The organism is Azoarcus olearius (assembly GCF_001682385.1).
Classification (GTDB): domain Bacteria; phylum Pseudomonadota; class Gammaproteobacteria; order Burkholderiales; family Rhodocyclaceae; genus Azoarcus; species Azoarcus olearius.
This window is the reverse complement of sequence record NZ_CP016210.1, coordinates 1,490,149-1,510,020: the sequence shown is the minus strand read 5'-3', so window position 1 is coordinate 1,510,020 and position 19,872 is coordinate 1,490,149. Positions and strand designations below refer to the sequence as shown.

Annotated in this window: 14 protein-coding genes; 4 read left to right on the top strand and 10 right to left on the bottom strand. The window is 68.0% G+C overall.

Features of this window, described 5'->3' with window-relative positions:
• From dqs_RS07020 to dqs_RS06990, 7 genes are all read right to left on the bottom strand, one after another.
• Entirely contained in the window at positions 1 to 2,718 is a 2,718-nt protein-coding gene (locus dqs_RS07020; protein WP_065340040.1) for a type VI secretion system Vgr family protein, read from the bottom strand.
• A gap of 56 nt (positions 2,719 to 2,774) precedes the next feature.
• Entirely contained in the window at positions 2,775 to 3,251 is a 477-nt protein-coding gene (locus dqs_RS07015; RefSeq protein WP_065340039.1) for an OmpA family protein, read from the bottom strand.
• Positions 3,251 to 3,748 (bottom strand): Hcp family type VI secretion system effector, encoded by a 498-nt coding sequence (locus dqs_RS07010; RefSeq protein WP_011765038.1) that lies wholly within the window; start codon positions 3,746 to 3,748, stop codon positions 3,251 to 3,253. Before dqs_RS07010 ends, dqs_RS07015 begins: the two co-directional genes overlap by 1 nt.
• 43 nt (positions 3,749 to 3,791) lie before the next feature.
• The gene (tssC, locus tag dqs_RS07005; protein ID WP_065340038.1) at positions 3,792 to 5,285 is read right to left on the bottom strand and encodes a type VI secretion system contractile sheath large subunit; all 1,494 of its coding nucleotides are present in this window, start codon (positions 5,283 to 5,285) and stop codon (positions 3,792 to 3,794) included.
• The gene (gene tssB / locus dqs_RS07000) at positions 5,269 to 5,793 is read right to left on the bottom strand and encodes a type VI secretion system contractile sheath small subunit (protein WP_065340037.1); all 525 of its coding nucleotides are present in this window, start codon (positions 5,791 to 5,793) and stop codon (positions 5,269 to 5,271) included. Before tssB ends, tssC begins: the two co-directional genes overlap by 17 nt.
• 87 nt (positions 5,794 to 5,880) lie before the next feature.
• Positions 5,881 to 9,573: an ImcF-related family protein gene (locus dqs_RS06995; protein WP_084018289.1), complete on the bottom strand. Its 3,693-nt coding sequence runs from the start codon at positions 9,571 to 9,573 to the stop codon at positions 5,881 to 5,883.
• On the bottom strand, positions 9,570 to 10,169 hold the full coding sequence (locus dqs_RS06990) for a M15 family metallopeptidase (RefSeq protein ID WP_065340035.1): 600 nt from the start codon (positions 10,167 to 10,169) through the stop codon (positions 9,570 to 9,572). Before dqs_RS06990 ends, dqs_RS06995 begins: the two co-directional genes overlap by 4 nt.
• 242 nt (positions 10,170 to 10,411) lie before the next feature.
• On the opposite strand from dqs_RS06990, the gene tssJ reads away from it, so the two are divergent.
• Genes tssJ through tssE form a run of 4 tightly spaced genes read left to right on the top strand, consistent with a single transcriptional unit; the run spans position 10,412 to position 13,552 of the window.
• Positions 10,412 to 11,026, top strand: a complete 615-nt coding sequence (gene tssJ / locus dqs_RS06985; RefSeq protein ID WP_065340034.1) for a type VI secretion system lipoprotein TssJ — start codon at positions 10,412 to 10,414, stop codon at positions 11,024 to 11,026.
• A gap of 11 nt (positions 11,027 to 11,037) precedes the next feature.
• Positions 11,038 to 12,384 carry a type VI secretion system baseplate subunit TssK gene (gene tssK / locus dqs_RS06980; RefSeq protein ID WP_065340033.1) on the top strand — a complete coding sequence of 449 codons (1,347 nt, stop codon included), beginning with the start codon at positions 11,038 to 11,040 and terminating at the stop codon, positions 12,382 to 12,384.
• 13 nt (positions 12,385 to 12,397) lie between these two features.
• Positions 12,398 to 13,096, top strand: coding sequence for a type IVB secretion system protein IcmH/DotU (gene icmH / locus dqs_RS06975; protein ID WP_169823506.1), 699 nt, complete (start codon positions 12,398 to 12,400; stop codon positions 13,094 to 13,096).
• Between the two features lie 12 nt (positions 13,097 to 13,108).
• A complete protein-coding gene (tssE, locus tag dqs_RS06970) occupies positions 13,109 to 13,552 on the top strand; it encodes a type VI secretion system baseplate subunit TssE (protein WP_065340032.1) in 444 nt (147 codons plus the stop codon).
• A 7-nt stretch (positions 13,553 to 13,559) separates the two neighbouring features.
• Here the strand turns inward: tssE and tldD are convergent, their stop codons facing one another.
• The 3 genes from tldD to dqs_RS06955 form a co-directional block, all read right to left on the bottom strand.
• Entirely contained in the window at positions 13,560 to 15,005 is a 1,446-nt protein-coding gene (gene tldD, locus dqs_RS06965) for a metalloprotease TldD (RefSeq protein ID WP_011765029.1), read from the bottom strand.
• 70 nt (positions 15,006 to 15,075) lie between these two features.
• Positions 15,076 to 15,933 (bottom strand): carbon-nitrogen hydrolase family protein, encoded by an 858-nt coding sequence (locus dqs_RS06960; protein ID WP_065340031.1) that lies wholly within the window; start codon positions 15,931 to 15,933, stop codon positions 15,076 to 15,078.
• Positions 15,930 to 19,853 (bottom strand): YhdP family protein, encoded by a 3,924-nt coding sequence (locus tag dqs_RS06955; protein WP_065340030.1) that lies wholly within the window; start codon positions 19,851 to 19,853, stop codon positions 15,930 to 15,932. Before dqs_RS06955 ends, dqs_RS06960 begins: the two co-directional genes overlap by 4 nt.
• Between the last annotated feature and the right edge of the window lie 19 nt (positions 19,854 to 19,872).

The window sequence follows — 19,872 nt, the reverse complement described above, 5'->3', positions numbered from 1 at the left end:
TCAGCGGTCGAAGACACGGATGTGGGCCACCTGCATGGCCTCGCTCGTCAGCATGTCGGTCCTGCCCTCGGCGTCGGCAGTGCCGGCCACGACGCGCCCATCCTTCAGCGTGATCTCGTATCGCCGTCCGCCGGCAGGCTGCGGCTCCGCAGCTGCGGCGCTGGGGTAGAGCAACGCGAAGCGCTGGTCGGCGCCGGCACGGTCGAAGACCGGCAGATCAATGCTGTCGGTGGCGGGACCGCCCAGGCTGTGGCGCGCGGCCTTGACCTGCACCGCACCTTCGGTTCCCAGCGTGATGCCGCCTCCCAACCGGAGGAAGGAGCCGTCCTCGGCCACGAGCCGGATGACCGGCGCGCTGATCAGGACTTCACCTTCGGCCGCGGAAACGCGGACGTTGCGGGCGGCTTCGGTCATCACGTCGCCCTGCTGGGCCTGGGTCAGATGCAGGCCCTGATGAGCGATCGAGCGCAGGTCGCCCGACTGGGCGAAGAGCCCGATGCCGGCGCCCGCATTCGCTACCAAGCCTTCCCCTGCGGTCAGCCGGAGCTGGTGGCTGGCACAGACCTCGTGATCCTCGGCCGCACAACTGATCAGCGTCGCACCGGTCGCAATCACGATTCCCTCGGGCGCGGCCGCGCAAACGAGTCCGTCACCGCGCTCCCGGTCTGCACCCTCGGCGCGATCCCCATCCCATTGACGCACTGCCTGCAGCAGCGCGTCGGCGCCACTGCTCTCGGCAGGAACGCCCTGGTGGCTGCCCGCGTAATCGGACAGCGTGCGCGCGAGTTCGCGCGCCTGCTCCAGCAGTTCCATCAACTCTTCCCGTGCCAGTTGGCGGCCGGCCGCGCGCGGCCGTCCATGCGCACTTACCAGCACGCCGCGGGCACCCCGAACCGCGGCAGCGCCGTCGGTACGCAGCTCTGCCCCGTCACCCCGGACCGTCGCCTGCCCGTTTTCGCGGGGATGGACAAGGCAGCCGAGGTTCAGCTGCGACGCTGCGTGTTCCGTGCTCAGCCGTGCCCGCAGTTGCCCCGCCGTGTCGTCGAACACCAGCTCGTTGAAGCCCGCGCCGCCGTGCTCCCGCGACTTGATCCCGGACAGAGCCTTGTTGGCGGGCAGCGCGCCGACCCCGGAAAAGCGGACCGGAGGGTGACACCCGTTGCCCAGCACGCCGGTCACCACCGGCCGGTCGATGTCGCCGTCAAGGAAATCCACCAGGACCTCCTGGCCGACGCGCGGAATGAACTGATGCCCCCAGGCGATGCCCGCGCTGGGCAGCGCGACGCGCACCCAGCAGGAGGAACGCTCGTCGTAAGCGGCTCCGCCGTCTGGGTGATCTTCCTGCCGCTGCCAGTGGAACTGGATGCGGATGCGGCCGTACTCGTCGGTGTGAACCTCTTCGTCATGCGGCCCGACCACGATTGCGCTCTGAGGCCCACGCGCGGTGGGGCGCAGGTCGCGACGCGGCGGAAAGATGCCGGCAGACGCCTGCCCCCGACGCACCGCCGTCAGCCGGATCTGATAAGGCGTCTTTCCGGCCCCTGCCCAGGCGCGGCCCTCGCCCGCCGCGTCCATCAGCGAGGAATGGACGGGAAGATTGCTGCGCGCAACGAACGTCAGGCGCGTCACCACGAAGCGACGTTCTTCGCCCGGTTCATGCTCGTGGCGCGGGTGCCCCTCCAGCTGGAACCACGCCCCTGCCGTCAGCCCACGCGCATCCCCGTCCGCCTCGAAGGTATTGCGCTCCGCATCCCGCGCCTGCTGGCGGAGTGCCGCGTATGCGGCGAGGCCATCGACCGTGGCCGCATAGTGCAGGGTCTGCGGCCGGAAATCCTCCAGCGCCTGCTCGAGCGAAGTGGCGTCGCCACCGTCTTCACCCGCGCCCTCGGCACGCGCGGTGGTAGTAGCGGCGGGCTTGTAGTCGAAACTGGTCAGCGTCGTGCGCCCCGCGCCGACGCTGCGCTGCGCCGACCACGACGTGACGCTGTCCTCTGTTTCGCTGGCGTTGCCGCGGTGGAAGCGGACCGATGGGGGCTCCGCGGGCGGGAGACTGTCTGCGGCGTCAAACAGCACCAACAGGGTCGAGGGCCCGGCCCCCGCTGCGTCCTCTTCGTGGTCGAAGCGCCAGCCGATGCCCTCTTCCGCGAGCAGGCGTTCGACGAACTCGAGGTCGGACTCGTGATACTGCACGCAGTAGGAGCGGCACTCGTAGCGGCGCTGGAGATCGAAGCGTAGCCCCAGGCCGGCATTGAAGATGGGGTTGCGGCCCCGGTGTTCCTCAACCAGTGCCCGGACGATCTCCGGCACGGTCAGCGCCTGAAACACCCTGCTGCCCCACCGGTGGCGCAACAGCGCAAGTGGCGGCTCCACCGTGATCTCGTAAGCCGCAAAGCCGCCGTCAGCACCAAGTGCAACCCCCGCGGTCACCACCCCGCATCGAATCCGCTCCCGTCCGTCCGCGGTGCGGATCCCGATCGCCGCGCGCAGGCCGAGCATGGTCATCAGCTCGATCCGTGCGTCCACCGCGACGCAGCGCACCGTGATCCGGTGGCACATGTTGAGCCCCTCGTCGCCATACGCGCTCAATGCGATCAAGGGGCCGCCTTCTGGGCCGCCGCCGGCGAAGCGCAGTTCGACCAGACGCGTCGCCGGCAGGAATGAAATAGCGTCTGCCACCGACAACAGGTCGGCGGCAGCGGATCGAAGCGAGTCGGTCACCTGGAAATCCGATTGGGAAAGACGGAGACTAGGGCGAGCCAACCCGCCCCTGGGGCCTAGTTCACGCGCAGCACCACCGCGTGGGTGCCATCCTCGGTGCTATAGCGGGTCCGGATCTTTGCCGCCGGCACGCCGTTCTCCACCAACACGTGGCGCACCGCCAGCGCACGGGCAATCGCCGCTTCCCTTGCGTTTCCCACCGCGTTGCGATCGCAGGAGCCGCGTACGACCACCGCACGCGCGCCGCGGACCTGCTCCGCAAGGGTGGCAACGCGGGCCTTTTCGCTCTCGCTCAAGGCCACGCTCAAGGTGTCGAAACGGAAGGTATGGCGGCCCGCCACGGCAGGCTCGGGCTCACCGGCGGGCGCGACGACCGGGGACTCCGGCGCCGGGCGCGGCGGTTCCACCTCGGCCGCGGGCTCCGCTTGCGGAGGCGCACCCGCACACGCAGACAGCAAGACGGCGACCAGCAGCGCGCCGGCCGCGCCGCGCGCACGTGTCCGCACCCTGTGCGAAAGGCCGATCCGCGCCATCACGCCACCGCCTTGTTCGCGGTCAGGTCCCAACCGGCGCTGACGTTTCCGCCGCCCGTGCCGTCGTCGCGCTTCTGGCGGGTGTAGGTCCATTTGATACGGCCGTAGCTGAATGAGATCTTCTCCTGCGGGAAGCCCTGGTCATTGGCCGCGCCGGCGGGAACGACCTTGGAAATGACGACCTGCTCGAGCTTCACCTCCATGTACTTCACCTTGTCACCGCCTGCGCGGCACAGTTCGAGCGTGACCTCCTTGATGTGCTTGCCGGTGCAGCAGGCGTCGTAGATCTTCGGGCTGGCCTGGTCGAGCAGGTGAGTGACCTCGAAACTGCCGTGATTGACGCGTTCCGCGGTGGCGCCGCCGACCGAACTGGCCGTGGCGGACGCTGGCTGTTCCATGCTGTGGTTGAAGGACAGGACCTCGATCCAGTCCTGGTGCTTGTCGTCGGTGCTCTCGCCGGGGATACCCTCGATGCGGAGAAATGCGTCGAATGCCATGATGAACTCCAGGGTCTTGCGGTTGATGAAGGATGCGTCGCGGTCAGCGCGCGGGTTGGGGCAGCTCCGCAACCAGGCGCAGGGAAATCGTCAGTTCGTCGAGCTGGAAATGGGGGCGCAGGAAGGCTGCTGCGCGGTAGGCGCCGGGGCGCCCCGGCACCTCGACCACCTCGACCCGCGCCTCCCGCAGCGGGTACTTGGACTTCGCTTCCTGGGAGGCTGCGTCGTCGAGCAACACGTACTGAGCGAGCCACGCGTTGAGGAAGTCCTGGACGTTCTGGCGCGAGGCGAAACTGCCCACCTTGTCGCGCATCATCGCCTTCAGGTAATGCGCGATCCGCGACGCGGCAAAGATGTAGGGCAGTTGGGCCGACAAGCGCGCATTGGCATTGGCGGCATCGGTGTTGTAGGTACGCGGACGCTGTACCGACTGGCCGCTGAAAAACGCGGCGTAGTCGCTGTTCTTGCAGTGCGTCAGCGCGATGAACCCCAGGTCGGCCAGCAGCTTTTCGTTGCGGTCCGTAATGGCAAGCTCGGTCGGGCACTTGGCGCCGATTTCGCCGTCGTCGGTACGGAAGGTATGGAGCGGCAGATCCTCAACCAGCCCGCCCCCTTCAACGCCCCGTATGGCGGCGAGCCAGCCGAACTGGGCAAAGGCAGCGGTCAGGCGGCTCGCATAGGAATAGACCGCGCTGGTCCACAGATACTTGGCGTGGTCGCTGCCATCCACGTCCTCCTCGAAGTTGAACGCATCCACCGGATGGGTATCCCGCCCATAGGGCAGCCGCCCCAGCACATGCGGCAGTACCAGCCCCACATAGCGCGAATCGTCGCTCGCGCGGAAGGACTTCCACTTTGCGTACTCGACGGTTTCGAAGATCCGCGAGAGATCGCGCGGCCGGCCCAGTTCGGCGAAGTTGTCCAGCCCGAACATCGCCGGCGCCACGGCCCCGATGAACGGGGCGTGCGCCGCGGCGGCGACGTGCGCCAGTTCCTCGAGCAGATAGAGATCCTCGGGATGGCGGGAAAACTCGTAGTCCCCGACCAGCGCCGCGAAGGGGGCGCCGCCGAAGGTGCCGTACTCCTCCTCGTACACCTTCTTGAACAAGGCCCCCTGATCGAACTCCGCCGCCTGCCGGAAGTCCTTGATCAACTCCTTCTTGGACACATTGAGCATGCGCAGCTTGAGCATCGGCCCGGTCTCTGCGGCGTCGACCAGGTACTTGAGCCCGCGCCAGCTTCCTTCGAGTCGCTGGAACTCGGGGTCGTGCATGATCTCGTTGAGCTGTGCCGAGATGAGTTCATCCAGCTCGGCGATGCGGGCGTCGATCGATGCCGCAAGGTCGCAGGTCAGCGGCAGGGCCCCGCTCATGACCTCCTGAACGAGTTCGCCGATGAGGTCGCGGGTGCGGTCGTGCTCTGCCTCATCCACCGCGACCCGACTGCGCGCAATCAGCGAATCCAGCAGTCCGGCACCCTCTGCCTCGACCTGGGGAGAAGCGCTCGTGCGCACCAGGTGTTCATCGCGCGCCGTCATGCGTCCCCCCGCGAGCGTCCAGTTCTCCCTTCAGTGCCTGCAGGGCGTCGCGGTCAGCGACGGCTTCGTTGAGCAGGGCTTCGAAGCGTTCGCTGCCCACCAGCTTGTTGCGCAGTTCGGCCAAACGCTGCCGCGCCTCGAGCAAGCGCCGCAGCGGGGTGAACTGCGCCACCACGTTCTGCGGCTCGAAATCCTCCATCGCTGCGAACCCCAGCTCTACGCCGAGCAGGCCGCCTTCGGCGGACAGCCGGTTGGGCACCCGCAGCCCCAGCCGAGGGGCGAGCGCCTTCATGACGTCGTCGAAGTTGTCGCGGTCGATGGCGACGAACTTCCTTTCCTTGAGCCGGGGCAGCTGCTCCCGTGCATGCCCGGTGTAGTCGCCCAGCACCCCCAGTACGAAAGGCAGCTCCTTGGTTTCGATGGCATCTCCGACCTCGACGTCATACGTGATTTGCACGCGGGGCGGACGCACGCGCGACAGCTTCTTCTGGGTACTTTCTCGGACCATGAACGGACTCACTCCGTGACAACGGGATGGACTGAAGCGGCGGGCAATGGCGTCGGCCGCGGTTGGGGATAGGGCGGGAAGCGGGCATCAACGGCTGATCCGGTCGGGCAACGTCAGCTTGCGCAAGGCCAGCAGATCGAGCGGTGAAGCCGCGGAAAGGCTGCGGAAATTGAAGCGCACCGCAGCGCCCGCGCCATTCCACACAAGTTGCAGCGGGCCCGGCGTGGCGCCCTGGACGGAGGCCTCGGCCAGCAGCCGGATCAGCGCCATGCGCCCGCGACGGTGAAGAACCGCGCCTGGCGCCCCGGACACGTCGACGACGCGCACCGCGGCCTCCTGCACCTCAGTGCCCGGCCAACTGAAACTCGCCCAGGTCTGGGGCCCGTTGCGGTAGCGCAGACTCTGGCCATCGATTTCGATCACGATTTCGGTGAGCCCGGGCGTCGGCATCGGCTGCAGTTCGAAGCGAACCAGTTCCCCCTGACGCGGCAGCGCCGCACCGAACGCGAGCAATCGCTCCGCTGCGGGGAGGAAGGCCGGATTGAGGGCGAGGCTGCGATCTCCCCAGTTCCGCGTTGCCAGCCCCTGGCCGCGTCGGCTTACAAGTCCTTCGAGACGGCGCTCGACAAACCTGTCGAGCACACCCCCCTGTGCCGCGAACTCCGCAAGTTCGGACGGCACCACATCGTGCTCGCTGTCGGAGAAGGGAAAAGTCTCGGCCAGCCGGCGCCAGTGCGGCAACACTTCGCGTTGCCAGGCAAGATCGAGATCGCGGCTCACGAGCGGGATCAGCGCATCGAACGCTCTCAGCACGGGCTGCGTCAGGACCGGTCGCAAAGCCGTTCGGGAGGCGGAATCCATCGCCCCCAGCAACTCGTTGTCGACGAACGAGAGGCTGGCCGGAAACTCGGACTCCCGGCCGTCGAAGGTTGCGCGGACGAGCCGTATGGCAGGCTCGGCGTCGCTCCCCGCGGCAGCGACGACGGCCAGACGGTCTCGCAGCTTCAACAGCCGGGCGAGGTATTCCCTTAGCGCCCCGTCGAGGCGCGGGTCGCCTGCTTCCACCGGTCCGCCCGCCAGTGCCACGACGCCTCGCAGCGGGCTGGCTTCCGATGCCGGACCTGCGTCGGCTACCGCCTCACTCCGCCCGGCGTCCAGCACGCCGCGGGCGCGCGCCAGCACGGTTTCCATGCGCCCCCTCTCCCCCTCCACCGCGCGTCCCCGCCCGCCCAGTTCGTGACCCGCCCGCTGCAGCAGCGGCAGCAACGGCGACCTCGCGGGGTCGCCGAGCTGTCCGAGCGCGTCCGTTGCGGCCGCAAGGTCCGCGAAGACGGGCACCGTCAGTCCCTGCAGGAACCTGAGCCACGCAATCTCGAAGTCCTCGCGGTAGCGGCGCTCCAGCGCCCCGGGGTCGACGGCGCCGCTGCTGGATTCCGCTAGATTTCCGGCGTGGTCGTCGAGAACCCAGTCGGTGCCGGTGTCGAGGTCCCGCCCGGAAAGGCCAAATGCCGAGCGCAGGTATTCGTCGTATGCCTTGCGGGTGAACGCGCCGGGCACGACAACGCTGCCACCGACCAGGTCGCTAGCGTGATCGCGAAGGACCCCGGTGACGGACACCGGCTCGAATCTCACATTCGCGGCAGCAAGCAGCGCGCGATAGATCCGCTCCTCGGGCGGCAGGCGCCGCATTGCGCCTATCAGGGCGGAGCGTGATCGCGCAACGAGCGCGCCTTCAGCAGCGATCACGGGGAGGTCAGGCGCCGCCCGCTCTTCGATGTAGAAGTCCACCATGCGCTGCGCGAGCGCGTAGATATCCGGCAAAGGCGTCTGGCCCCGTTCGGCCTGAAGCCAGCGGCGCCAGAAGCGCGGCAACTGATCAGCCAGATGCTCAGCCTCGATACGGGAGGGATCGGCGAGCATCAGATAGGTCTTGAGCGCGTTGTATTGCCCCTCGATGCCGGCAGACTCACCCGCGGAGCGGCGGACTCGCGCCGACAACGCCGGGCCGCCAGGGGGAATTCCCGCCGCCCGCAGCGGCTGCGCCGCCGCCCCCTCGCCGAGGGGAATGATCGGCAGCCCCGCCGGGGGACGGTCGTTGGCCGTGACCGCCCCGGCAGGGCGTCCCGCACCCGCACGCCTCACGGGAGCACTTGCCGTCGCGCCCAGCTCGCGCTCGATCTCGCGCGCGACCGGTTCCAGCATCAGTTGCCGCACACCGGCAAAGTAGCGCGCGCGCAGCATTACCTCCACCTTGTCGCCCTGATAAAGGCCGAACCGAAGCCGCCACGGCGGTTGCGCCAACCGGTACCGCCGAAGGCGCTCGAGTTGGTGCTGAAGGGCCACGAGTCGTTCCAGCTCGACGGCAAGCGGAACGCCGTCGCCGGAAGTCTCCGCAGCGTGCTGGGACGCTGCGAGTTCGGTTAGTAGCTGGTGATTACCGGTAAACGACGCGGTCATCAGACCGACGGCAAGGCAGACCACGGCGAGGCTGGTCGCCATCCACGCCCACCGGCCCGGGCTCGCGCTGGCGCTCCTCAGCCGGCGGGCGAAAAACCGGTCGGGAAGCACGACGTCGTGGAAGAGCCTGGCCGGAGAGGGGGCGTCTTGCCTGTCGTGGCTGAAGCCCGAAGAACGCGTATCGCGCAGGTCGAGTTCGAACCGCTGCGCCAGCGCATCCGTTCTCGGCCCAAGAAGCGTATGTCCGCCACCCGCGGGCAGCGAACTGAAATAGACACCGCGCAAGGCGGGCTGTACGTGGTAGGGGTTATTGCCGAGCAGAAGGCGAACGAAGCTGTTCAAGCGTGCTCCGAGCCCGTCGAACTCCACCGAGAAGCTGAGCTGCTCGGACTGCGTCAGTGGATCGTGCATCTCGGCCGCAGCCAGGACATGATGGCGCAGGCCGGCGCGAAACAGCGCGAACCTCTCGGCCACCGAATCGATGGTCCGGTCCGCAGGAACGGCGGGGATTGCGAACCCGAACGGGCTGCGTGGCGCATCACGTTCGGATGGCAAAGCGCCCTGTCCGATCAGGTCGAGCTGGGTGACGACGAGATACACCGGCAGGCGCACGCCTACCGCATCCTGGATTTCATCGATGCAGGCCCGCACTCGGGTGGCATGCGCGTGGAGCGCCCGCTCGTCGCCGCCCAGTAGCTCCGCTGCGCTGACAGCAGCCACGAGGCCGTCCAACGGCTGGGCAGGACGCAGCCGCTTCAACTCACGCCAGAACTCCAACCAGGACGAATCGCCAAGCGAGTCCGACAGGTAGCGCCCGCCAAGGTCGAGCACCACCGCCTCCGTCGCCAGAAACCAGCCGCAATCGCCATCGTCAGGGCAGCCGGGAAGGTGCTCGAAAGGAAAGCTCAGGCCCGACTGCTTGATCAAAGCGGTCTTGCCCGCGCCCTCGGCCCCGATCACGCCGTACCAGGGCAACTGGCCGAGCGCATTGCGGCCCGCCCGGCGCCCCAGGTCGGAGGCACGAATCGATTCGACAGCGGCCCTGAGACCACTGCGTAGGACAGACCCCGGCTCGGCGCTTGCGGGTCCCGGCCGCGCTTGCGCTGCCGCGCCTGTTGCTCCGCGCATGCGCCAGCGTCGCGAGAAGGCCCACAGAGCAACGCCTGCCAGCAACACCACCGAAAATGCCGCAAGCGCCCGCAGGACGCCCTCACCCCCGCGGTCCCATCCGGGCGGCAAGGTCTGGACAAGCACCAGCATCGCCGCCAGGAGCAACAGCGCCGGCCCGGAAATCCGCATCAAACGCCTGAAGCGAGGATTCATCCGGCATGCCTCGTTGGCCGGTCCGGCATCTCGACATGGCCGTAGTCCCGGATATCCCAGCGCCCGCCCCACGTCAGGCCGGCGGCCTCGGCTTCCTCCCCGAGAAGCCGGTAAGCCTCCATACCAAGCCCGTCGGTTTCAAACGACGCCGCCCCCTCCCGCACAGGCGCGAGGTCGGCAGCAAGTCCGTACTGATGGCGGCTTTCCCATGCGCGCGCGGCGGTCACCTTCGTCGGCAGCGCGAACAACTGATCCTGACGCTCCGGTGAGCGATAGCCTTCGACCAGTACGAAATGCTGGCCGCGCCCGCGCAACCGTTCGACCACCGGCTGGAGACGTTCGCGAAAGCGCGCGTCCAGTTTCGCCCAGTCCCGGTCCACCTCTCCTTCACCCGGGATCCACGCTGCTGCCGCAGGCCCCCGCGCTGCGGACTGCGGCAGCAGCAAGGCCAGGGTGTCGTCGGCAAAACCGCGCGACAACGGAGTCGATTGCGGGGTCACGGACGTCACACCCGCCTGCGCTCCCGACTCCCACCCGGAACCGAGCACCGCTACGAGCACCGCCAGGGACAGGCCAAGGAGCGTCCAGCCAGCCATCCAGAAAGCGCCGGGATTCCGTCGGCGCCCGGACTCCGACCGAAGCCGGGAACACACGGGGACCGGGACCATGCCCGACGCCCTGACCCACCAGGCGGTGAAGCCGGCCAGCGACAAGGATGCGGCGCTCAGAACAGGAAGAAGCCACCAGTGCTCGGGCATGTTAATGACAAACGGATTTTGCATATGTCATTTACATGCTAGCATGACAATCACATTTCACCGCAAGCAGAACATTCCATATGAATTTTCTGGATTGGCCGGCGTTGCCCATTTTCCAAGGCTGCAAGGCACGACGGCGGCCCTCGTCCACGCGGGCTTTCGTTGCCCGCGTACCGTCGCCGGCAGGTCGCATCCTGTACGTGTGCGCCTCGCTGTTTCTCGCGGGATGCGCAGTCACGAGCACACCGCCCCGGCTCGTTCTCTCGGCCGAAACCGCGCTGAATCGGGATGGCAGCGGGGCGTCGCTATCGGTCGTGGTACGTACCTACCAATTGCGCGACCGGCGCGCCTTCGATCGACTTGGTTTCGACGTATTCGGAGGCGGCAGGTCGGATGCGGAGATATTCGGCGCTGAACTCCTGTCTTCGCAGGAGTTCGTCCTCACGCCGGGCGCACGTCTTTCAGATGCCCTCCCGCTTCACGCAGAGGCCCGCTATGTCGGCATCGTCGGGCTGTTCATGCAGCCCGACGGAGAGCTGTGGCGGGGCCTGGTCGATGCCCAAGCGACCCGTAAGCTGGGGCTGCAGGTACGCCTGCAGGAGTGCTACCTGCGCATCGAAAGTCCCGCCCCATTGAAAATCCCCGGCCAGACAGAAGGGCGCACACCCAGTTGCCCCGCCGGCCGCCCCTCCTGAAGGAAGAGACGATGCTGAAGACTCGACGTGTGCTGTGGGGGGAAGGCATGTTCCTGCGCCCGCAGCACTTCCAGCAGCAGGCGCTGCAGCATGAAGCGGCGCTGGCAGGAAGCCTCCAGGGCCTGTACCGCCATGCGTGGGGCGCCCGGGCAGTCGTGGTCGACGAGACCGGGCTGGCGGCAGGTGTGCTGCGATTCGACAATCTCAGCATCTGGTTCCGCGACGGCACCCGCTACTGCGCACCGGAACATGATCCGCTCCCACCCTCGCGCGACCTCGCAGGCATTTCGGCCGATGGAAATACCGTCCTGGTGTACGCCTGCGTTCCGGAGTTGCACCCCCACGGCGGCAACGTGGGCGACCACGAGCGCAACCCTGCTCAGCGCGTGCGCTTTCTCAAACGCCACGCCGCCAGTTGTGATTTGTATTCCGGCGCACTCGAAGCCGAACTCACGCTGCTCGACCTCAACGTCCAGCTTCGTCTGGAAGACGAAAACCGCGATGGCTTCGAGTCGCTGCCGGTTGCACGCCTGCGGCGAGATGGACAGGGGCAATGGTCGGTCGATGCGTCCTATCTTCCCCCCAGCCTGGATCTGGCCCTGGATGGCGCCGCGGCCCGCCTGCTGCGCCGCCTGCTCGACATCCTCCAGGTCAAGAGCGGCCTGCTGGCAGCCCGTCAGCGGGAACACGCCACCCATCTGCTGGAATACGGCAGCAGCGACATTGCCGCGTTCTGGCTCCTGCACACGGTGAACCGGAACTACGCCCGTCTGCAGCATCTCGAGCGGGCCCGGCCGCTGCATCCCGAAGCGCTGTACCTTGCGCTGGCCGAGCTGTACGGCGAACTGGTCACCTTCTCCCGCAGCCACACCCTGGCCGACCTCCCTCCCTACCGCCACGAGGACCTCGCCGGCTCGTTGACGCCCCTCGATGATCGGATCCGCGACCTGCTCGATACCGTGGTTTCGAATCGGCACCAAGTCATCACGCTGCGCAATCCCAAGCCTTCGTTCCACATCGGCCATCTGGACAACGAACGCTTGCTGGAGGCGGACTTCTATCTATCCGTGCAATCCTCCATGCCGGCTGCTGCGGTCATTGACGCCGTGCCGTCAAAGCTGAAGATCGGCGCCCCGGACGACGTCGAGAAGATATTGAACTCGGCGGTACGCGGCGTTGCAGTCGTCCATGCCACGCAGACCCCGTCATCGGTCCCGGTTCGCATCGGCAACCACTATTTCGCACTCGAACCGAACAGCGAGGTGTTCCAGCGCATGGTCCAGGCGCGCTCCGTCTGCGTCTATGTGCCGCAAACCCTCGCTGACCTCAAGCTGGAACTGATTGCGGTCTTCCGCTGAAGGAAACATTGCCTTGGCAATTGCCTCCACCCCGTACGCTGCCGCGGTTCCCGACCGCAGCCCTGGCGCAACGCCGCTGATCGAACTGCTGGACGACGGATTTCATCTGCTGGCGCTGTTGCGCCAGCGAGCCCGTCCCCGTCACTACGACAGCTTTGTCGACCGGGTGCTGGCGCTGCTGCGCGACTTCGAGCGAAACGCACTGGCAGCGGGAAAAGCGCCGCCGGAAATCGAGCAGGCGCGCTACGCGTTCTGCGCGGCGCTCGACGAGGTCGTGCTGTCGAGCGACTTCCCGCTACGGGCCGAGTGGGAAAGGCAACCCCTTCAACTGCGGCTGTTCGGTGAACACCTGGCTGGGGAGGGCTTCTTCGAACGCCTCGCCGCGTTACGCCTTGCTCCGCACGAGAACATCGAATGCCTGGAGGTGTTCCATGCCTGCCTGCTACTCGGTTTTCGCGGCAAGTACCTGCTCGACGACAGCGACCGCATTCGCTACCTGCAGCGCACGCTCGCGCAGGAACTACAACGCGTTCGCGGCGACCCGCAAACGCCCCCCGCGCTGTGGAAGCTGCCAGAGGAGGAACTGACTCCGCCGCGCCCGGGGTTACCGACCCGGTTTTACGCCGGCATCCTGCTGGTGGTGGGACTCGCCTTCTTCGCCCTTTACCAAGTGCTGCTGGACCAGCGCGCGCAAGCGCTGTTCGGCGTCTGACGCCAAACGCAGATGCCCTCGCTGATCGATCGCTTGATAGCCACGGGCGGCGGCGCCGGAACCACCGCTCCGACGGCAGACACGCTGCGGACGGCCCTCGCGCGCGATCTCGAAGCCCTGCTCAACACCCGGGCGACCTGCGCGCTCGACGCCACATCGGAATTCCCGCGTGCCAGCGGATCGCTACTGACCTTCGGGCTGCCCGACTTCGACAGTCTCAACCTCCACGGCGCCCCGGACCGGCGCCGGCTGACCGACGAAGTCCGGCGGGCCATAGAACGCAACGAGCCCCGGCTCGCACGCGTCCAGGTCAGCATGGTGGCGTCACCCGCAAATGGCCAGCCGATCCGCTTGCGCATCGCCGCGGAACTGCGCAGCGACGCGCGCCGACGCACGCCGGTCAGCTTCGACGCCACCCTCCAGCTGTCTTCGAATGCCTACCGCGTAAAGCCCTGAAACCGGCTCAGGCGGTGCCGCCCACCGTAAGGCCATCCACCCGCAAGGTCGGCTGACCAACCCCCACGGGCACGCTCTGCCCATCCTTGCCGCAGGTGCCGACGCCGGGATCGAGCGCCATGTCGTTACCGATCATGCTGACGCGCGTCAGCACATCCGGGCCATTGCCGATCAGCGTTGCCCCCTTAACCGGGCGGGTGACCTTGCCGTTTTCGATCAGGTAGGCCTCGGCGGTCGAGAACACGAATTTGCCCGAGGTGATGTCCACCTGGCCGCCCCCGAAATTGACCGCGTACAAGCCCTTCTTGACCGACTTGATGATCTCCTGCGGGTCCTTGTCGCCATTCAGCATGTAGGTGTTGGTCATGCGCGGCAAAGGCAGATGGGCGTAGGACTCGCGCCGGCCGTTGCCGGTCGGCGCCATGCCCATCAGGCGGGCGTTCATCGTGTCCTGCATATAGCCCGCGAGGATGCCATCCTCGATCAGTACGGTGCGCTCGGTGGGATTGCCCTCGTCGTCGATCGTGAGGGAGCCGCGGCGGTCGGGAAGGGTGCCGTCGTCGACGACGGTCACTCCGCGCGCAGCAACCTGCTGACCGATGCGCCCCGAGAAGGCCGAGCTGCCCTTGCGGTTGAAGTCGCCCTCCAGCCCGTGGCCGATGGCCTCATGCAGCAGGATGCCCGGCCAGCCGGAGCCGAGCACGACGGTCATCGTGCCCGCCGGCGCCGGCTCGGCCGCAAGATTGACGCGAGCCTGATGCACCGCGGCGCGCGCGTAGCCCTGCAGTCGCTCATCGCTGAAATAGCCGTAATCGTAGCGGCCGCCGCCGCCGGCGCTGCCCTGCTCGCGGTGACCGTTCTCTTCCATGATCACCGTGATCGAGACCCGCACCAGCGGCCGCACGTCGGCGGCCATGTGACCGTCGTTACGCGCCACCATCACCACCTCCCACGAGCCCGCGATGTGCGCCATCACCTGCGTCACGCGCGGGTCCTCGGCCCGTGCGAAGCCTTCGAGCCGCTCCAGCAGCTTCACCTTGGCGGTGTCATCCAGCGAGGCGAGCGGATCGTCCGCGCGGTAGAGCCGGATGCGGGACTTCTTCGGTTCGATTCCGACGCTGCGGCGGCTGCCGGCCTCGGCGATCGCGCGCGTCGCTGTAGCCGCATCCACCAAGGCATCCAGTGAAATGTCGTCGGAATAGGCGAAAGCGGTCTTTTCACCGCTGATCGCGCGCACCCCGACCCCTTGCTCGATGTCGAAACTGCCGGACTTGACGATGCCCTCCTCCAGACTCCACGCCTCCGCGCGGTGGTACTGGAAGTAAAGGTCGGCATAGTCGATCCGGTGCCGCATCAGCTTGCGGAACACCTTCTCGATTTCGGCCTCGCCCAGCTGGTACGGCGATAGCAGGTACTTCTCGGCGATCTTCAGGGGATTGGTCGATTTGCTCATGTGGAATCCGCAACTGGCGTTCGCCGGGTTGGACCCGGCGCGAAGGAAAACGATCGGTGTCGAACCGCGTTCACGAAGCCGCGCCCGGCAGGCAGCGGTGTTCCAGCGCCGGCAGGCTGGCGCGTACGCTGGCGATGCGCTCGGGGTGGAGATCGGCAGCGACGAAGCCGGGCCCTTCCTCGCGGCATGCGAGGATTTCACCCCAGGGGTCGACGATCATCGAGTGGCCCCAGGTCACGCGCCCGCTCGGGTGGCAGCCGCCCTGTGCCGGCGCCATTACATAGCACTGGTTTTCGATCGCCCGCGCCCGCAGCAGCACCTCCCAGTGCGCGCGCCCGGTGGTGTGGGTAAAGGCGGCGGGCAGCACGATCAGGTCGGGCTCGGCCATGGCGCGGAAAAGCTCGGGGAAGCGCAGGTCGTAGCACACCGAAAGGCCGGTGCGGCCGGCCGGGCTGTCGAAACACACGACTTCCCGCCCGGGCTCGATGGTGGCCGCCTCGTCGTAGCGCTCAGCACCACGCTGGAAGCCGAACAGGTGGATCTTGTCGTAGCGGGCGACGCGTTCGCCGCGGTCGTCGTACACCAGGGTGGTATTGCGCACCTTCTGGTCGCTCGCTGCGACCAGCGGTACCGTTCCGCCGACCAGCCACACCCGGTGGCGGGCCGCGGTTTCACGCAGGAAGTCCTGCAAGGGCCCTTCGCCGTCACGCTCCCGCAGACGCACCTTGTCGGTCTCGACGGCGCTGATCAATGCGAAATACTCGGGCAGCGCGACGAGCTTCGCGCCGTCGTCAGCGGCAGCGGCAACCAGTTCGGCAACAACCCGCAGATTGGCCGCGACGTCGGGACCCGATACGGTCTGCACCGCCGCCACCCGTACCGGAGGACGCGCAGTCTGAGGGGCGGAGCGTGGCGAGGAGGAATTCATGGGGCAGTAGAGCCTGAACGCGGAGCGGGCTGCGCGCGCGGTAGTTGGGGAATCAGGTTCTCGGCGGGCGAACCCAGTTTTTCCACCTTGGGATCGTCCCACGCACCAGTGACTGCGTACTCGTACGCAAACAGCTTTTCGATCGGGTCGCTCAACGCCTTCTGTGCCAGATAGGTCACCGCGCCAGCAACCGGATTGATCAAAGCGGCGGCGGCACCGATCGCCACCGACTCCGACAGCGTCGGCTGAACCGTCACGCGCAGATCCTGGCTTTCGGAACTGACGTCGGCAGAGCCTCGCATCAGCACGCGGGCCGCAGGTCCGCGGATCTCCAGATCCTCGGTGCGCATCACTCCGGCACGCACATCGATGCTACCGGAAATGCGATCGAAGGCGAAACCCTCGGAAAAGACGTCGCGGAAATCCAGCGTGATCCGCCGCGGCAGCGACTGCAGGCTCAGGATGCCAAGCAAGCGCCCGACGCCCGGCTCAAGCTTGTTGAACTGCCCCTTCTCGACCTCCACCGTCATGTTGCCGGCGAGCGTGGGATAGTCGATGCGCGTGGGCGCGCCGCGCCAGGCGAGCTTGCCCCGCAGTTCGGCCGGGGCGCCGCGCACTGCGTCCGGATAACCGAGGGCATGGATCAGCCGGCCGGCGTCGGCGCTTTCGAGACGGAAATCCAGTTCGGTACGCGGGTCGTTCCCCGGCCGCCACAACCCGTGGCCCGCCAGCCGGCCTTCCGCCCGCGACAGTGCAAAGCGTTCCAGCACCCACTGCCGGTCGCGGTTGAGCGCCAGCACTTCGAGGCGGCCCAGCGGCTGCCCGCGCAGCGAGAGCTGCGCCACCGTGACATCGAGCCCGGGAAGGCTGCGCGGCGGCGGGTCGGTGGGAGCCTCGTCCGCGGCGGAGGTGGAAACGTCGTCCTTGTCGCCCACCGCAAGGCGGGCGAAGCGGGCGACCAGCGTGCCGTTGCCCGCCTCGCGCCAGTCGAACTCGCCCTGCGCCTGGGTACTGTCGAGGCGGGCGCGCCAACCGCCCGCGTCCGCCACCGCGCGCAGGCTGAGGTCGCTGAAGCGCTGGCCAAAGACCTGGGCATGCTTCGCCTGCAGCGCCACCCCGGCCAAGGGCAGCGCCGCCGCCGTGCCCTCCGCGCCCTCGTCGCCCCCGCTCAGGCCGAGCGCCCGTCGCCAGCCGTCGACATCGAGTTCGTCCAGCGTCGCCGCCACCAGCACGCCGCGCTCAGCCACGCGGACCGGCTGAAACACGCCCACCCCGCCCCGCACCACCCCGCCCGGCCGGGCGTCGCCCGCACGTCGTTCGAGTTCGACCTGGACCCGGTCGGCCAAGCTCAGCTTCAGCGTCGAACCATGGGTGCCGGCCGGATAGTCGAGCGCGAGATGCAAGGGCCACGCGTCCGCGGTGGTCTTGTTGAGCGGATAAGGCAGGCTGGACGCAATGCCGTCGAGCGCGCTGCGCACATCCACCCGCGTCCCTTCGCGCCGAACCGCAATCTCCGCCTGCCACGGACTGGCCCCGGCGAAATGGTTCAGCACCTGCCATCCGTAGGCCCGCTGCACCCCGGCCGCGGTCACCTTGCCACTGGCGGAAAAGCTCACCGCGCCGTCGGCCGAGGTACGCGCGGCGAGTGCCATCGGCTCGCCGAACAGACGGGCACGAACCTCCGGGATCACCAGTTCGTCCGCGGTAAACCGCAGCCGTCCCACCGCATCTTCCAGCGCAGGCAGACCGTCCACCACCCACATCCGGTTGCCGCTGAAGCGGTATTCCCCCTGCACCGAGGTGTCGCGCGCGTGGCGCAAGGGCATCACCAGCTTGAGATCGAGCGTGCCGGTGCCCTCCGCGCGCATCGCATCGGTGAAGCGGTCGATGCGCTCCGCCACCGGGCTCTCGGAGACGAAACGCAGGAAATCCGCGGTGCTGCCTGCGGCCTTGCCGGTCAGGGTCATGACTTCACTGGGCGGCGCATCGAGGTCGGGCACCTGGGCCACGACGTCGCTCAGCGCAACGCCGAAGATCCGTCCGCGATTGGCGGCGATCCGCAGGCCCGGCCCTTCGAAGCGGACCTCGCCGAAGATGCCCTCGATGCTCGGCCAGCCGGGCGCGTAGTCGAGCACCGCGTCGGCCACCTGGATGGCGACCAGGAACTGGCCCTCGCCCTTGCGGAACGGGAAATCGGCGAGCCGGCCCTTCAGCCGCAGGCGGGTGTCGGGCACCGTGGCCTGACGGATCGCGTTTCGCACCCAGTCGTGGGTGTCGCGATTGACCACGCGCGGCAGGTAGCGCCACACCGCAGTGCCCTCGGCCCGCGTCAGGCGGGCCTGGAGGTCGATCTCCCCTGCCCCCTCCGCGCCCGGCCAGAAGCGGCCGGAGGCCGTGCCGGCGGCGTCGGGGTTGTCGAACCCGGCCGAATCGAGCGTGATCTCCAGCCGCTGGTCGGCGCGCGACCAGCCGCCTTCGGCGCGGAAGGTGGAGAACAGCAGGCGCGATTCGACGAAGACCTCGGGCAGATCGAGATGGGTGTCGCGGCCATCCAGCCGGAAGCGCCCGCCGCGCAGGTTGCCCTCGACCTGGCCCGACAGCCCGCCCAGGCCGGGGATCCCGTCGCGCGCGGCCAGACCGATGTCGTTGAAGTGCGCCGCTACCGACCAATCCTGCAGCGCATCGAGTTCGCCGCGCCAATCGAGCCGCAGATCATCCACCCGCCCGCGCGGGTCGAACGCAGCCAGACGCGCGCGGACGCTGTCGTCGAACGGCAGATGCGCCGCCAGGGCTGCCAGCGCGGCGAAGTCGAGCTGGTTGGCACGAACGAAACCACCGGCGCCGCCGGAATCACCGTCGTGCCTCACCTGCAGGTGAAAATCCGTGGGCGCGAGACGGATGCCGTCACCGGTAAGCAGGCTCAAGCCCTGCGCACCCACCTCGAAGCCGTGCGCCAGCCGCCGCCCGGTCAAGCGGCCACCGAGTCGTGCCAGCTGGAGTACCGGCAGGCTGTCGCCAAGGCGGGTCTCCACCCCGGCCAGCGACACGTCGGTGGTGATCGCCTGGCGCCCGTCGGCTTCAAGGTCGATCCACGCCCGCAGGCCACCGCTGCCGCTTAGCGCCACCGGGTAATCCACCCACTGGCGCCAGCCGCCCAGGTCCGCATGATCGAGCGCCACATAGAGTTTTCCGACCGACGCCGCCGGGGTCTGTGGTACGAGCTGCTGCAGTTCGCCACGCAGATCCAGCGCCGACGCGAGCTGCGCCGGCGGTTGCGCTTGCAGCGCGAAGCGGTGGCGGTGGAAGCTGCGCTCCAGCCGGAACTGCACCTGCGACAAGCGCAACGGCGGGGCGCCGCGCAGCTCGTCCGTCCAGGTGAGCGCGGCGTCGCGCACGACGATCTGGCGCTGCGCGAGCAACCAGTCGAGGAAGCTGCCATCCGAAGGGCCGTCGTCCATCGTCATGCCGGCGATTTCCAGCCGGCCGTCGGCGCGCCGGGTGATCGCCACGTCGGGCCCGTCTATCTCGAGCCGGTGAAAGAACGGCCGCAGTTGCGCGAGCGACAGCCAGCCCAGCGTGGCATCCACCCTTTCAAGGCGCAGCGCCGGACGGCCCTCGGCGTCGCGCAGTGCAAGCCCGGTGAGATGCAGGCGGGGGCGCATGCCGGACCAGTCGCCGCTCAGATGCTCGATGGCGACCGGCGCGCCCAGGGCCTCGGTCAGCCCTGCCTCGACCTCGGCGCGGTAGGCATCCACGTTGGGCAGCACGAATTCGCGCAGGACGAGGAACAGCGCGGCAAAGGCGATCCAGACCCCGAGCCCGGCCACGGCCAGCCGCCCGCCCCATAGGCGCAACAGGGCGCAGGCGCGGGCGCGCGCTGGCGGAACGGAAGAAAGGGGGCTGTCGGCTTCGTCGCTCATGGGTACTCGGACCGGCCGT